This window comes from Streptomyces sp. NPDC057697, from assembly GCF_042799335.1.
GTDB lineage: Bacteria > Actinomycetota > Actinomycetes > Streptomycetales > Streptomycetaceae > Streptomyces.
Genome location: NZ_JBHVJA010000016.1, coordinates 150182 through 164961, shown reverse-complemented (window position 1 = coordinate 164961; position 14780 = coordinate 150182). Strand labels below are relative to the sequence as shown.

12 protein-coding genes and 1 pseudogene are annotated in these 14780 nt (G+C 74.6%); 5 read left to right on the top strand and 8 right to left on the bottom strand.

Annotation, left to right across the window (positions count from 1 at the left end):
• Positions 1–51: 51 nt before the first annotated feature.
• A complete protein-coding gene (locus ACFVFH_RS31790) occupies positions 52–729 on the bottom strand; it encodes a uracil-DNA glycosylase (RefSeq protein ID WP_093550819.1) in 678 nt (225 codons plus the stop codon).
• Positions 730–851: 122 nt separating this feature from the next.
• On the opposite strand from ACFVFH_RS31790, the gene ACFVFH_RS31785 reads away from it, so the two are divergent.
• Together ACFVFH_RS31785 and ACFVFH_RS31780 are read left to right on the top strand one after the other, a co-directional pair.
• A complete protein-coding gene (locus tag ACFVFH_RS31785) occupies positions 852–1970 on the top strand; it encodes an N-acetylglucosamine kinase (RefSeq protein WP_383775118.1) in 1119 nt (372 codons plus the stop codon).
• Between the two features lie 72 nt (positions 1971–2042).
• A complete protein-coding gene (locus ACFVFH_RS31780) occupies positions 2043–2966 on the top strand; it encodes a sirohydrochlorin chelatase (RefSeq protein ID WP_383775115.1) in 924 nt (307 codons plus the stop codon).
• 87 nt (positions 2967–3053) lie between these two features.
• Here ACFVFH_RS31780 and ACFVFH_RS31775 read toward each other — a convergent pair whose 3' ends face one another.
• The 7 genes from ACFVFH_RS31775 to ACFVFH_RS31745 all read right to left on the bottom strand — a co-directional run bounded on the left by ACFVFH_RS31775 (position 3054) and on the right by ACFVFH_RS31745 (position 11747).
• Complete coding sequence (locus ACFVFH_RS31775) at positions 3054–4130, bottom strand: lactonase family protein (protein WP_383775113.1); 1077 nt, start codon at positions 4128–4130, stop codon at positions 3054–3056.
• A 187-nt stretch (positions 4131–4317) separates the two neighbouring features.
• On the bottom strand, positions 4318–5823 hold the full coding sequence (locus tag ACFVFH_RS31770; protein ID WP_383775111.1) for an FUSC family protein: 1506 nt from the start codon (positions 5821–5823) through the stop codon (positions 4318–4320).
• A 283-nt stretch (positions 5824–6106) separates the two neighbouring features.
• Entirely contained in the window at positions 6107–7261 is a 1155-nt protein-coding gene (locus ACFVFH_RS31765) for a glycosyltransferase family 4 protein (RefSeq protein WP_383775108.1), read from the bottom strand.
• A gap of 336 nt (positions 7262–7597) precedes the next feature.
• Positions 7598–8269, bottom strand: a complete 672-nt coding sequence (locus ACFVFH_RS31760) for a response regulator (protein ID WP_383775105.1) — start codon at positions 8267–8269, stop codon at positions 7598–7600.
• Positions 8266–9588 (bottom strand): sensor histidine kinase, encoded by a 1323-nt coding sequence (locus ACFVFH_RS31755; protein ID WP_383775214.1) that lies wholly within the window; start codon positions 9586–9588, stop codon positions 8266–8268. The genes ACFVFH_RS31760 and ACFVFH_RS31755 overlap by 4 nt, the downstream gene beginning before the upstream one ends.
• Before the next feature lie 25 nt (positions 9589–9613).
• A complete protein-coding gene (locus tag ACFVFH_RS31750) occupies positions 9614–10777 on the bottom strand; it encodes an acyltransferase (RefSeq protein WP_383775103.1) in 1164 nt (387 codons plus the stop codon).
• Complete coding sequence (locus ACFVFH_RS31745) at positions 10770–11747, bottom strand: alpha/beta hydrolase (protein ID WP_383775100.1); 978 nt, start codon at positions 11745–11747, stop codon at positions 10770–10772. The genes ACFVFH_RS31750 and ACFVFH_RS31745 overlap by 8 nt, the downstream gene beginning before the upstream one ends.
• Positions 11748–11989: 242 nt before the next feature.
• Between ACFVFH_RS31745 and ACFVFH_RS31740 the strand changes: the two genes are divergently transcribed.
• The 3 genes and pseudogenes from ACFVFH_RS31740 (at position 11990) to ACFVFH_RS31730 (ending at position 14770) form a co-directional block, all read left to right on the top strand.
• Positions 11990–12475, top strand: a complete 486-nt coding sequence (locus tag ACFVFH_RS31740) for an Lrp/AsnC family transcriptional regulator (RefSeq protein WP_383775098.1) — start codon at positions 11990–11992, stop codon at positions 12473–12475.
• 13 nt (positions 12476–12488) lie between these two features.
• Positions 12489–13231 (top strand): annotated as a pseudogene (locus tag ACFVFH_RS31735) (HAD family hydrolase).
• 333 nt (positions 13232–13564) lie between these two features.
• On the top strand, positions 13565–14770 hold the full coding sequence (locus ACFVFH_RS31730) for a serine/threonine-protein kinase (RefSeq protein WP_383775096.1): 1206 nt from the start codon (positions 13565–13567) through the stop codon (positions 14768–14770).
• Positions 14771–14780 lie beyond the last annotated feature (10 nt).

Below are 14780 nucleotides of genomic sequence, written 5' to 3'. Positions count from 1 at the left end.
CCGGTGCCACCGCGGGACCCCGGCGCGCGGCGCCGTGCCCGGACCGCCGCGCTACGGCAGCCGCCAGTCCACTTCCTGTGCCCCCTGGCGCAGCAGGAGTTCATTGGTGCGGCTGAAGGGACGGGAGCCGAAGAAGCCGCGGTCCGCCGACATGGGCGAGGGGTGCGCGGACTCGATCGCCGGGAACCCGTCGAGGAACGGCCGCAGATTGCGGGCGTCACGCCCCCACAGCACGGAGACCAGCGGCTTGCCCCGTGCGGCCAGGGCCCGGATGGCCTGTTCGGTGACTTCTTCCCAGCCCTTGCCGCGGTGCGCGCCGGGTTTGCGGGGCGCGGTGGTGAGGGCCCGGTTCAGCAGCAGGACGCCCTGCCGCGTCCAGGGCGTCAGATCGCCGTTCGACGGACGCGGAAGCCCCAGGTCGGTGTGCATCTCCCGGAAGATGTTCTCCAGGCTGCCGGGCACCTGGGGCACCTCCGGGGCGACGGAGAAGCTCAGCCCCATCGCCATTCCGGGTGTCGGATAGGGGTCCTGACCGACGATCAGGACGCGTACGTCGTCGAACGGCTGCTGGAAAGCGCGCAGTACGTTCGCGCCGGACGGCAGATAGGTGCGTCCCGCCGCCACCTCCGCGCGCAGGAAATCGCCCATCGCCGCGATGCGTCCGGCGACGGGTGCGAGTGCTTCGGCCCAGCCGGGCTCGACTACTTCATTCAACGGTCGTGGTGCCACAGAACGTCACTCTACCGGCGTACACGGCCGGCGCCCGCCTCCGAGTCCGCCCTCCCAGGACCGGGGCCGGGCACTGGGGATAGGCTGCCGCCGTCATTCCTCTTCCTTCCTGGAGCCGGCCCATGAGCGCACCGCGGCGATCACCGGAGAGCACCGCCGTCCGGGCGGGCGCGGACGGGGCTGCGGTGCCGGGGCCGTATGTGCTCGGCGTGGACTCGGGGGGTTCGGGGCTGCGCGTGGCGCTGGGCACCGTGGGCGGGTCCGCCCCGGTGGGGACGACGGACTGCGGGGGTCCGGTGCGCACCGGACCGGCCGGGATCGACGCGGGCCATCTGCTGGAACAACTGCTGCCCGCCGCCCGTCTGTTGCTGGAGCGCTGTGGCGGTGCGGGCTCCGCGATCGGGGCCGTGGCGATCGGCGCGGCCGGCATGGCGACGCTCGGCGGACAACTGCGCGCGGAGCTCCCCGCCGCTCTGGAGGACGCCCTCGGAGCGCGGCGGCTCGCCCTCGCCGGCGACGCGGTGACCGCGTACGCGGGGGCGGTGGGCCAGCGCCCGGGGGCGGTCGTCGCGGGCGGCACGGGCATGATCGCGCTGGGCACGGATCTGACGGAGTGGCGCCGGGCCGACGGCTGGGGACACCTGCTGGGCGACAGCGGTGGCGGGGCCTGGATCGGCCGGGCCGGGCTCGACGCGGCCATGCGCGCCCACGACGGGCGGCGCGGTGGATCAGCCGCTCTGCTCTCCCGGCTGGAGGCGGTGTTCGGGCCCGCGCCCGAGCTGCCCCAACTGCTCTATCCGCGGGCCGACCGGCCCGCCGTACTGGCCTCGTTCGCGCCCGAGGTCGCCGCGTGCGCCGGGCACGATCCGGTGGCCGCGGGCATCCTGCGCGAGGCCGCGACGCACATCGCGGAGGCGGCTGCGGCGGTCTGTCCCGAGGCGGGTGACGACGGCGAACCGTGCGAAGTGGCGCTGACCGGCGGCCTGTTCCGGATGGGCGATCCACTGCTCGTACCGCTGCGCGAGGAGCTGGCCCGGCTGCTTCCACGGGCACGGATGGTCCCCGGTTCGGGTGATCCGCTGACCGGTGCGCTGACCATCGCGCGGGCGCTGGCCACGGGGGGCCTGAGACTGCCCAGGCACCCGATGCTGCTTCGCGTGCCTGGTGAAGGGCCTGAGCGGCAGTCCGGCCAGGTGGCGACAGAGCAGGATCAGTCAACCGGTAAGCCTCTGATCGGATAAAAGTGGACAGATAACGCCTGCCTGGGCCCTCCCCGAACAGAGCCGTACCCAAAACCAGTAGCATGCGGCGCCATGAGCACCCCCACTGGGCCCGCTTCCGGCCTGCCTGTACGAATGCCGCGACCTCGCCAGTCCGGACGGCACCGCCGCCCGGAGCCCGTGGTCGCGCCCGAGGGCGCTGCCGCGCTCGTTCTCGCTGTTCCCGGTACCCCCTCCTCGGCCACGCGCGGTCTGGCCGAGGAGCTGATCAGCATCGCCCGTTCCGAGCTGCCCGGCCTCAACGCCCGGATCGGCTACCTCGACGGCGACGACGCCGAGTACCCCACGCTCTCCGCCGTGCTCACCCACTGCGCCACCGAGCGCGTCGCGCGCTACGAGCAGGCGCAGGCCGCGGGCCGTGAGGTTCCCGAGCCCGAGGGTCCGTCCGCCGTCGTGGTGCCGCTGCTCGCGGGGCCGGACAGCTCGCTGATCCGGCGGATACGGCAGGCCGTGATGGACAGCGGTACGCAGGTCGAGCTGACCGATGTGCTCGGTCCGCATCCGCTCCTCGCCGAGGCGCTGCACGTACGGCTGTCCGAGGCCGGTCTGGCCCGTGCGGACCGGGCCAGGCTCTTCACGGTGGCCACCGCCGCCGACGGCATCGTGCTGGCCACGGTGGGCGGCGACGAGGCCGTGCAGGCGGCCGGGATCACCGGCATGCTGCTGGCCGCCCGGCTCGCGGTACCGGTGATGGCCGCGGCGCTCGACGTCGAGGGTTCCGTCGCGTCGATCGCCGAGCAGCTCACCGCCTCGGGCTCGGTGCAGCTCGCGGTGGCCCCGTACCTGGTGGGCCCGGAGGTGGCCGAGGGGCTGCTGGACGCCGCGGCGAAGGAGGCGGGCTGCGCGAGCGCCGAGCCGCTCGGCGCCTACCCGGCGATCGGCAAGCTGGTGCTGTCGATGTACATGACGACGCTCGGGATCTCGCCGGTCGCGCCGCAGGGTGCCCAGGCGCACTGACCCGGCGCCGGGCGCACCCGGCAGTCCACGATCGCCGGAGGGCCGGGAGAACCGGGGCCGTCCGGCGATCGTGTGTGCGCGGCGGGGTCAGGCGAAGACCACGCAGGAGGCGGCCGGGACCTCCAGCGCGCCCGCGCGACGCGGGATGCCGGTCGCCGGGTCGATGTCGAACCAGCTGACGTCGCCGGACCGCTCGTTGGCCGCGTACAGCCGGTGCCCGGCCGGATCGAGGGCGAGGTCGCGCGGCCAGTGCCCGCCGCAGTCCACGGTCGTGACCAGGGTCGCCCGCTCGCCGGTCGCGTCGAGCGCGAGAACGGAGATGGTGTCGTCCCCCCGGTTGGCGGTCCAGAGGAACCGCCCGTCGTGCGAGACGACGACCTCCGAGGGGTAGGTCACCGTGCCCTCGCCGTCCGCCGCCGGCTCCGCGGGCAGCACGGATGTCTCCCCCACCGGCTCCAGGACGCCCGCGGCGGCGTTCCACCGGCACACGGTGACCGTGGGCTCCAGCTCGTTCAGGACGTAGGCATGGCCGCCCGCGGGGTGGAAGGCGAGGTGGCGCGGGCCGGTGCCGGGCCGCAGGGCCGTCTCGCCGTGCGGGCTCAGGGTCCCGGTCGCCGGGTCGAGCGCGCAGATCCGTACGGAGTCGGTCCCGAGGTCCACGCCGAGCACCCAGTTCCCCGACGGGTCGGGGAGCACCTGGTGGGCGTGCGGGGAGCGCTGCCGGTCCTTGTTCGGACCGCTGCCCTCGTGCCGGAGCACGGAGGCGACCGGGCCCGGGGAGCCGTCCGGTCCCACGGGGAGGACGCTGACGCTGCCGGTGCCGTAGTTGGCGGTGAGCAGATGACCGCCCGCGAGCGCGAGGTGGGTGGGGCCGGCGCCGTCCACCGGCCGGATCCCGCCGATGAGCCGCGGCTCGTCGCCCGTGATATCCAGGGCGGCCGCCGCTCCGTGCTCGGTCTCGCTGACCGTGTAGAGCGCGCCGCCGCCCGGCCCCTGGCCATGCCCCAGGGCGAGGTACGAGGGGTCGGGGACCGCGTCCGTGGCACCGAGGACGGTCAGCGCCCCGGTCCGCCGGTCCACTGCGGCGACGGTGATCCCCCGCCCGCCCGCCGAGGTGAACGACCCGATGAATGCCCGTACCACGCCGTCGTCGCTGCCCGTCACGAACTGCCCCTCTCCGCCGACTGATCGCGGCGGCCCGTGCCGCCGTGATCTTCCGGGGCGACGGTAGCAGTCACCCGTCAGGTCCAGACCAGTGCCTCGGCTGCGGGGCCCGCCCGCGCGGGCGCCTCGGGTTTCCAGGACACCCACGCCACCGCCGAGAACTGCCGGGCTCGTTCGCGCGGGCGCCTCACGCGGTGATCAGCGGGGCACGCGGATCGCTGTGCAGCGGGGCGGCGAGATCCGCCAGCGCCCGCTCCAGGCCGTGCAGATGGGCGAGGGCGGGCTCGGTCGCGGCCGGGTGGGCGGGGACGTCGGCCACGTCCGACCGGCGCCGCGGGCCGGGGGCCGTCAGGGCCTCCACGGACGCCTCGACCCGCCAGCAGGCGGCGGCGAGGCGGGCGTCGTGGGACGCTTCCGGGTCCGCCGCGACGGAGGCCAGTCCGCGCACCTCGCGGGCGCAGGCGTCCAGCAGGTCGAGCACCTGGCGGGCACGGGCCTTGCGGGCGCGCAGCGGGCTGAGCGGGTGGACGAGCGGGGCCAGGGACATCCGTACCCGGCCGAGCAGCGCCTCCAGCTCGGCGATCCGGGGCGCGGGGTCGGCGGTCGTCGACCCCGAGAGCCGCGCGGCCGCCTCCGCGGTGCAGGCGTGCACACAGCGCAGGGCCCGCTGGATCCAGGCATCGGTGGTGGCGTGCGTGGTGACCGGCAGCACGAGCAGCACCGCGAGCATCGCGCCGAGCGCGCCCGCGCCGGTCTCCGTCAGCCGCAGCACGAGCAGGGCGGGGTCCAGCACCCCGAGGAGCCCGTAGAGCGCCCCGGCCATCACCGTCACCGAGAACACCATCCAGGTGTAGGAGACGGCGGCGGTGTAGAAGATCCCGAAGACGCCGGCCGCGACCACGACCGCGGTGGGCACGGGCGCCCCGTGCAGCGGGACGACGACGGCCAGGCCGACGGGGACGCCGACCAGGGTCCCCAGGATCCTGCGGAAGCCGCGCACCAGCGTCTCGCCCCGTGAGGCGGTGTTCACGAAGACCCACCAGGTGGCACCCACGGCCCAGTACCAGCGCTCCTCGGAGAGGACGAGTCCCGCCGTCACCGCGAGGGCCCCGGCCACGGTGGCCTGGACCGCCTGACGGGTGGTGACCCGGCCGAGCCCCGTGCCGGTCACGGGGGCGGGCACGACGGCGGCGGGCTGCCGGCGCTCGTAGCACCACAGCCCGAAGCGGACGGTCGAGGAGACGAGCAGGGAGAGGGCGACCGCCGAGTACAGCTCGGGCAGCTGACCGGGCCCGGTGTGCAGGAACTGCGTGGTGAAGAAGGCCATGAACGCGAACACGCCGAGCGAGTGGCCGCGCGGTCCCCATCGCCGGGCGTACACACCCGCGCCGACGACCGCGAGGAAGGCGGCGTCCCGGGCCGCCGGGTGGTCGTGCAGCACGGCGCCGAGGGCGAGCACGGGGAAGCCCACGGCGGGCAGCAGCGCCGTGGTGACCGCCTGGCCGCGCACCGTGGTGTCCAGCACCGTGAACAGCGCCAGCAGCGCGGCGAGGCCACCGGTGACGGCCGCGACGAGGGAGTGGCCGGCCAGGCCGCACACCGCGACGGCCAGTCCGATGCCGAGGACGGCCCGGATCCCGCTGCGCAGTCTCGTCCGCCCCGGGTCCGGGGCGACGAACATCCTCTTCAGCACCGACACGCTCCCGCTTCCGCACGACCGGCCCTGTCCACCGGCATGAAAAAGGCGCCGCGGGGATCCGCAGCGCCATCGACGGATACATCACAACATCATCGGGTCCCATGGCTCAACCGAGGCGGACATCACTGAGCCATTGGCACAGAAATCACCAAGCCGACTGCGCCAGGAGTAGACCAACGGACCGGCACCGCTTCGGGCCGGCGCCGACGGCGGACGCGCCGCCCCCGCGCCGCGCCGAAGCGGGCGGCCGGGGGCGCAGCTCCTCCGCGACGGTCCGCTACTCCTCGCCCGGCAGGGACTCCCGCGCCTGCTCGACGGGGGTCAGAAGCTCCGTCAGGTGACGGGCCGACGCGTCCCAGGACCAGGACCCCCGGACCCAGGTGCGGCCCGCGGCCCCCATCGCGGCCCGGTCGGGGTCCAGGAGTATCCCGGTCAGCGCCCCGGCGACGGCCACGGGGTCGGTGCCGTCCACGACCCGGCCGGTCCTGCCGTCGAGGACGGTGTCCGGGGCGCCGCCGGAATCACCGACGACCACCGGCAGTCCGCTCGCCGCCGCCTCCAGGAACACGATCCCGAGCCCCTCCGCCTCCAGACCCGCCCGCCGGGTGCGGCACGGCATCGCGAAGACGTCCGCCGCGGCGTAGTAGGGGGGCGTGTCGGCGTGCGAGACGCCTCCCGCGAAGTGGACGGCCCCCTCGGCGTGGCGCTCCGCCAGCCTGCGCAGCCGCGCCTCGTCGGGGCCCCGGCCGACCACCACCAGCACCGCGTCGGGCACCTCGCTCCGGATCAGCGGCAGGGCCCGGATGAGGGTGTCCTGCCCCTTGCGGGGAACCAGCCTGGCCACGCACAGGATGACGCGCGCGCCCCGCGGTACGAGTCCGGCGAGCGGGTCGGGCCCGGCGTCGGCGCGCGGCCGGTACACCTCGGCGTCGACCCCGGGGACCAGTCGGCTCATCCGCGCACGCGGGCCGAGCGCGGGCTCGATCCGGGCACGGGTGTACTGCCCCAGATACGTCACCACGTCGACGCCGCTGCCGATCCGGCGCATGAGCCCGCGTGCGCCGGGCGTCCTCGCCCACCAGATCTCGTGGCCGTGGGTGGTCGCCACGATGCGCCGTACCCCGCCGCGCCGCAGGGCCGGTGCCATCAGGGCCAGCGGGGCCGCGGCGCCGAACCAGACCCGGTCGCAGCCGTGCTCCCGGGCGATCTCGACGGCCCTGCGGGTCACCCGGCCGGTCGGCAGCAGCATGCGGCTCGGGTCCCGTACGACGGGGAACGGAAGGTTCGCGTCGTAGGCGGTGTCACCGGGCTCGTGCGAGGTGTAGACGACCACGTCGTCGTCCGGGACCCGGGTGGCCATCGCGTGCACGAAGGTCTCGATGCCGCCCTGGCGCGGCGGGAAGTCATTGGTGATGACAAGGGTGGATCCCATGGGGTTCTCGGTTCCTTCGTCGGGTCGGAGTCGGCCGGACCGCGCAAAGGGGCGGCCCGGTGCCCGGTCGCGGGCACGGCGGCTCGCCGGGCGGGCCTCGACGGCCCGGCCGGTGCCGGTTTCGTACGGGTCCAAGCGGTGCCGGTCCCGGGCGCGGGAGCGGCTGCGGACGTGGTGTCAGATGGGGGACGCGGCCGGACCTGGACGCTGCGTCCGGACCGGCCCGATGTGTCCCGGGGACCGTTTCCGGGACGTGGGGGCGGACCCGGCGAGCCGGGCGCGGCTCACGCACACGCGCCGGGCGCCGCCGGGCAGGCGGCAGTTCGAAGACAGGGCCTAGTAGCCGGCGGGGCGCACCAGGCCCGTCTCGTAGGCGTGGACGGCGGCCTGGGTGCGGTCGCGCAGCCCCAGCTTGGACAGGATCCGGCCGACGTGGGACTTCACGGTCTGTTCGGCCACCACGAGGTTCCTGGCGATCTCGGTGTTGGACAGGCCCTGCGCGATCAGGACCAGCACCTCGGTCTCACGCTCCGTCAGGTCGCCGGCACGGTCCTTGGGCGCGGCGCGCGGACCGGCGCTCACCCGGGCGAACTCGGCGATCAGCCGTTTGGTGATGTTCGGGGCGAGCAGGGCCTCGCCCTCGGCCACCACCCTTACGGCATGGGCGAGTTCGTCGGCGGAGGCGTCCTTCAGGAGGAACCCGGACGCGCCCGCGCGCAGCGCCTCGTAGACGTACTCGTCGAGATCGAAGGTGGTCAGGACGAGGACCTTGACGGTGGAGCCACCGGCCCCGGTGACGGCGCGTGTCGCCTCGATACCGCCGAGCCGGGGCATGCGGATGTCCATCAGGACGACGTCCGGGTCGAGTTCGGCGACCTTGTCGATGGCGTCGGTGCCGTCCACCGCCTGGCCGACGACCTCGATGTCGGGTTCGGCGTTCAGCAGCACCGTGAGGCCCTGCCGGACCATCATCTGGTCGTCGGCGATCAGTACGCGGATGGCCTTCATCGGGGGTCCTCGGCGGGGTCGGCGGGCGGGGCGGTGACGGCGGGCAGGGCGGGCAGGGTCGCGATGACCTCGTACCCGCCGTCGGGGGTCGCCCCGGTGGCGAGTTCGCCGCCCAGCATCGCGGTGCGCTCGCGCATGCCGAGGAGGCCGTGGCCGATGCCCGGGGCGGGCGGAGCGGCCCGGTCCGGCGCGGTGTTGGTGATCCGGACCGTGACCCCGGAGTCCTGGTGGCGGATCTCCACGCGCACCCGGGCGCCCGGTGCGTGGCGTATCGCGTTGCTCAGCGCCTCCTGGACGATGCGGAACGCCGACAGTTCGACGCCGGGCGACAGCGGGCGCGGTTCGCCGGTGGTCCCGGCGGTGACCGTGAGCCCGGCGCCGCGTGCGTTGCCGATCAGTTCGTCCAGCCGTTCCAGGGTGGGCTGGGGGGCGTGCCGCGCGGCGTGCGGGAGGGGGTCCTCGGAGCGCAGTACGCCGAGCACCCGGCGCAGTTCGGTGAGCGCGTCGACGGCGTTCTGGCGGATGCCCTCGACGTTCTCCCTCAGCTCGTCGGACGGGTTCTCGACCAGGTGCGGGACGACCTGCGCCTGGATGGAGACGACCGACATGTGGTGGGCGACCACGTCGTGCAGCTCGCGTGCGATGCGGTTGCGTTCCTCCAGCAGGGTGCGCCGGGAACGCTCCTCGGCGGTGAGTTCCTCCTGCACGACCAGCTGGGTACGGGCGACGGCCACACCGCGCAGCGCCACGCCCATCGCCACCGTGACGGCCAGGACGGCGATGGCGAGGCGGATGTCGTGGGGGTCCCTCAAGGGAACCGCCGCTCCGCAGACGATCCCGGCCAGCACCGTGATCACCAGGGCCTCGACGGCGATCCGGGGGCGCACCCGCACCGCGAGCAGGTACAGCACCCCGGCCTGCATCGCGATCCCGACCCCGTTCCAGGGGAACGCGCCGCTCCACGGAATCCGCGTCCCCGAAGCGGCGTTCGCCGCGAACGGGGTGACCATCACCATGACGAGCAGCGTCGCCCACCAGGCCTGGACCGGGCGGTACAGGGCGACGACGAACGCCACCGACTGGGCCCCGGCGAACAGGACGCCGAGCTGTACGCCCATCCCGAAGGCGAAGGCGTACTGGTTGGTTCCGGCGACGAGCAGTCCCACCGCGAGCATCACCAGCGGCACCATGATCACCGGCCGCCAGTCCAGCCAACGCGGTCTGCCCGGCGGGCCGTTCGGGTCGGCCTGCCACGTCATGAGGTCCCCGCGCAGGGTGCGGGGCCAGTCCCGCAGTGCCCGCGCCGTACGCCTCACCATGTCCCCCCGGTTCACAGCTCGCACCTTAGACACCTCGCGCCGCCACCGTCGGGGCGGGGCGGCCCCCGCGGGCGGTCCGGCCCCCGTTGCGCGGCCGCCGCCGTTCATGGGCGCGGAACGCCAGCCCGCAGATCAGCAGCGCCGCGGCGAACACCGGCAGCCAGGCCAGCCGGGCGAGTACCCAGCCGGGCCCGTCGGGCACGGTGTGCAGGCCCGGCAGGGCCTCACCCGCCGTCAGGCCGATCGCGGTGACCGCGATCATGGCCGTCTGGTGCCAGAGGAAGACGGTCATCGCCGAGAGGTTCACCGTCGCCACCACGGCCCAGAGCACGGGGCGCCGCAGCAGTCGGCGCAGCGGACCGAGCAGCAGCAGGGCCGCCCCGCACTGGGCGAGGCCGAAGGTGACCACGGCGAGGGTCGGCGGGTCGAGGTTGGAGATCTCGCCGCCGGGCACCCCGACCATGGCCGCGGGGTATCCGGCCCACAGGACCAGTCCGGCGGTGGCCGCGGCCCCGCCGAGCAGCAGCGCCCAGCCGGTCCGACGGCCTTGCAGTCCGCCCCGGTACCGGGTCGCGCCCAGGCAGTACGGGACCAGCCAGCCGGCCACCACGTTGACCACGGCGAATCCGCCGGGCTCGTCCAGGCCGAACCGGTACACGTCGACGACCAGCACCACGGCGAACGGCCACAGCGGATGCAGCCTCGCCACCAGCGGGGTCGCCGCCGTCAGCGCCGCGAAGACCACGATGAACCAGAACGGGGACCACACCAGCTTGGCCAGTGCGCGCACGGTGTCCTGGTCCACCCCGGAGGCGAGCATCACGCCCGCCGCGACCGCCCACACGGCCAGCACCACGGCCGTCGGGCGCAGCAGTCGGCCCATCCGCGCACCGAGCCAACGGCCGTGGCTCTCGCCCCGTGCACGGGCCGCGGCATGGCTCCTCGCCCCGACCATTCCGCCGACCAGGAAGAAGACCGCGAGGGTCTGGAGCAGCCAGGAGACCGGGGTCAGGCCCGGCAGGTAGTGGAGCGGGCTCGCTCCGTGCAGGGTGCCGCTGTCGGCGACCAGGGCGGTCACCAGCCAGTGGCCGAGGACGACGCCGAGGATGGCGAGGGCGCGCAGCGCGTCGACGGCACGGTCACGGTCGGCCGGGGTGGCGGATTCGATCCGCCGGACGACGTCACGCATGGTGTTCTCCCGGGGTCTCGGCGGACCCGGCCGTACCGGCCACGATCCGGGCCAGGTTCCTCAGTGGTACGGAGCCGGGCTTCAGATAGTCGCTGTGGCCGCCGGAGCCCGCCGCGAAGGTCTCGGCGCCGAAGGCGGGCGAGACCGGGTCCGTGCCGAACCCGATGTGCGCGAAGGGCAGTCGCACCTCGATGTGCGGTACGTCCGCGATCCAGTCGCCCCCGGCGCGGCCCGCCCAGACGGTGGCCGTGGTGTGCAGGGCGGCGGCGTTCCGGTAGCCGGTGCCCGGACTCCCGTACAGGACGATCCCGGCGACCCGCAGTCCGTGCGCGGCCCGCGCGCAGACGACGGAGCCGTAGGAGTGGCAGAGCAGGGTGGTGCGGGCGTCGGGCCGCAGGCGGGTCAACTCACGGATGAAGCGCACCAGTTCGGGTGCGGCCTCGGCGGCCCGTCCCGAGGTGACCGAGGCCGGGCTCACCGTCTCCGGCGTCCGGTAGCCGAGCCAGGCGACCACCGCCGACCGCTCGCCCAGTTCCTGGCGCAGGGCGAGCGATCCGTTGCGCAGCCGCCAGTAGTGGTCGACGCCGATGCCCGCGCCGGGGACCAGCACGGCGATCCGCTCCGCACGCGCGAGGTCGCCGAAGACCTCGACGCCGCGGCCGCCGTCCCGGCCGTCGAAGGCGAGGAAGTGGCGGTCCGGGTCCGCCATGGCGTGCAGTGCGGCGGCCCGCCCGCGGTCACCGTGGCGGGACGCGGCCCGCTCGGCCGCGACGATGTCGGCCCGGGTCCCGGCGTACCGCTCGGCGAGGTCCCCGGGTGCGGCGCCGCGCAGCGGGCCATGGACGTTCGGGGCCGGTGCCGGTACGGCCGCGGGGCTCGCCGCGCCCGCGACCGGCACGGCCACCGAGGCGGCCACCAGCGCGGCGAGCAGGCCGCGGCGCAGACGGGAACTGCGCGGGTGGGACGGCATGACGGGGTGTTCCTTCCGTACCGGGCTGCTGGGGCTCGGGCGCTCGGCGCCTCGGTACAGAAGCTAGGGACGGGGCTCCGTAGTCGGCGTCCCACCGGGGTGTGAACCTTTTCCGTAGCTCTCAGGGACTACAGGTATGACGCGCGGTCAGGACCGGTGCGGGCTCGCGCCGGACGGTCCCGGCCTGGGCCGTTGGTACAGTCGCAGCCCTGATCGTCGTACCAGGAGGAGGCCCGCGGACCATGGCGGTGGACGCCCTCGACACCCGTATCCTCCGGCTGCTCATCGAGCAGCCGCGGACCAGCGTCCGTGAGTACGCGCGCATCCTCTCCATCGCCCGGGGCACCCTCCAGGCCCGGATCGACCGGCTGGAACGGGACGGGGTGATCACCGGTACGGGTCCTGTCCTGTCCCCCGCCGCGCTGGGCCACCCGGTCCTGGCCTTCGTCCATCTCGAAGTGACCCAGGGCCATCTCGACGAGGTCGGCGAGGCGCTCGCCGCTGTGCCGGAGATCGTCGAGGCCTTCTCGACCACGGGCGGCGGGGATCTGCTGGCGCGGGTGGTGGCCCGTGACAACGGCCACCTGGAGGATGTGATCCAGCGGCTGATCCAGCTGCCCGGAGTGGTCAGGACACGTACCGAGGTGGCGCTGCGGGAACGGGTGCCGCACCGGCTGCTGCCGCTGGTCGAATCGGTGGGGCGGAAGGCGGCGGCCCACCGCAAGTGATCACCGGCTTGGCATGCTGGGTGCCATGACTTCCGCGCACTTCCCCGCACCGGCCGTCGTCTTCGATCTCGACGCGACGCTGGTGGACAGCGAGCCCACCTACTACGAGGCGGCACGCCGTCTGCTGGCCGGGTACGGCGCCCCGGCTTCACCTGGGCCGAGCACCTCGCGTTCGTCGGCATCGGTGTCCACGAGACCCTGACGGCGCTGCGCGCCCGGTACGGGATCGAGGCGCCCGTCGCCGAACTGGTAGCCGCCCAGGACGTCCTGTACCTGGAGCTGGCCAGGACCTCGACCGAGGTCTTCCCGCAGATGCGCAGGTTCGTGGAGCTGCTGGACCGGCGGGGCGTCGCCATGGCGGTGGCGTCGGGTTCGTCGCGGGCGGCGATCGAGGCGGTGCTGGCGGGCACCGGGCTCGACACCTATCTGACCACGTACGTCTCCGCCGAGGAGGTGGCGCGCGGCAAGCCGGAACCGGACGTGTTCCTGGAGGCGGCCCGGCGCCTGGGCGCGCCGCCCGCCCGCTGTGTGGTGCTGGAGGACTCGGCGCCGGGTGCGGCAGCGGCGCGGGCGGCGGGGATGCGGTGCATCGCGATTCCCTATGTGGCCGCGACGGCGGGCGATCCGGCCTTCGCGGCGGCGGGCCTCCTCTTCCCGGGCGGGCAGGATGAGTTCACCGCGCAGGCGGCGTACGACTGGCTGTTCCCGCGCGAGGAGGTCCGGCCCGCGCCCGCCCGGCGGGATCCGTCCGCCTGATCCCGTCCGGCCCCGCCGGGGGCGGTCGCCGGGCCGGTCCCGGGGTGCGCGAGCCGCTCGCCCGGCCGGGGAGGGCCGTGAGGTACGGGCGCGGCAGGGTCCTCGGCGCGGCTGGCTCCCCGGTGTTCACGCGGTCCGGGGGGCGTCGGGGCCGCTCCACGGAACCGCGAGGTCCGGCGGCCCGATATCCTGATCTTGCCGCGCGCCCCCCACCCGCCCCGACCCAGGTCGGGTCGCCGCCGTGGCAGCAGAAGCGGCCCACAATTCGAGATTGGTGCACAGGTGCTGGTAGCAGGTCGGTACCGGTTGATATCCCCTATCGGCCGTGGCGGCATGGGCGAGGTGTGGCGTGCCGCCGACGAAGTACTGGGCAGAGCGGTCGCCGTGAAGCTGCTGCTGGGCGGCCACGCGGACGAGTCGGCGACCGCCCGGTTCCGGCTGGAGGCGCAGACCGCGGCCCGCCTGAGCCATCCTCATCTGGTGGCCGTGTTCGACTTCGGGGCCTGGGAGGACCGCTTCTACCTCGTGATGGAGCTCGTCGAGGGCCGGAGCCTGGGCGATCTTCTCGCGGCCCAGGAGCGGCTCGGCGCCGAGCAGGTCGCCCGGATCGCCGGGCAGGCGGCCGCGGGGCTCGCCGCCGCCCACCGGCAGGGCATCGTGCACCGTGACATCAAGCCCGGCAACCTGATGCTGGACGCCGAAGGGTCCGTCAAGATAGGCGACTTCGGGATCGCCCAGTTCGTCGACGACCCGTCCGCCGCGCTGACCACCACGGGCCAGATCGTCGGCACCAGTCTCTATCTCGCCCCGGAGCGCGCCCTGGGCCGTACGGCCGGTGCCGCGTCCGACATGTACTCCCTCGGCTGTGTGATCTACCAGCTCCTGCTGGGCGAACCGCCGTTCCGCTCGGACACGGCCACCGCCACGCTCTACCAGCACGTCGACACGGCACCCGTGCCGCTCCGGCAGCGGGGCGTCGATCTCTCCCCGGCCTTCGACTCCTATCTGCTGGGGCTGCTCGCGAAGCAGCCGGAGGACCGGCCCGGCGCCCAGCAGGTCGCCGAGTGGTTCCAGGGCGATGCCTGGCGGGGGCAGCCGGAGCCGTTGCCGATGTACGCCCCGGCCCCGCCCACGGCGCCCGCCCCCGCCGGCACGGGCGTTCCGCGCGGTCCGGCGGCCGCGCCCGCGTACCCCGCCCCGGCGGGCTCCGCCGAGCAGGGCGCGGGCATGGCGACGTACCGGCTCCCGCAGACCGGCGGCCACCGGCGCCGAGGAGCGGAGCGGGCCGTACCCGTCCGGCGGGGTGCCGTCGCCCGGGACGCGATCAGGCGGCGGCCGAGGGTGGCGAGCGCCGTCGCCGGTACGGTCGCGTTCATCGTGGCCGTGTATCTGGGGATGACGCTGTTCTCCCCGGACTCCGGCTCCCCGAAGACCCCGGACTCCGGTTCGACGGCCACCACCGGACCGCGGTCCGACTCCCACTCGTCCGCGCCGGAACAGCCGGCGCGGGACGAGGAGGGGGACGACGACGAGGACTGACCCCGCGCGC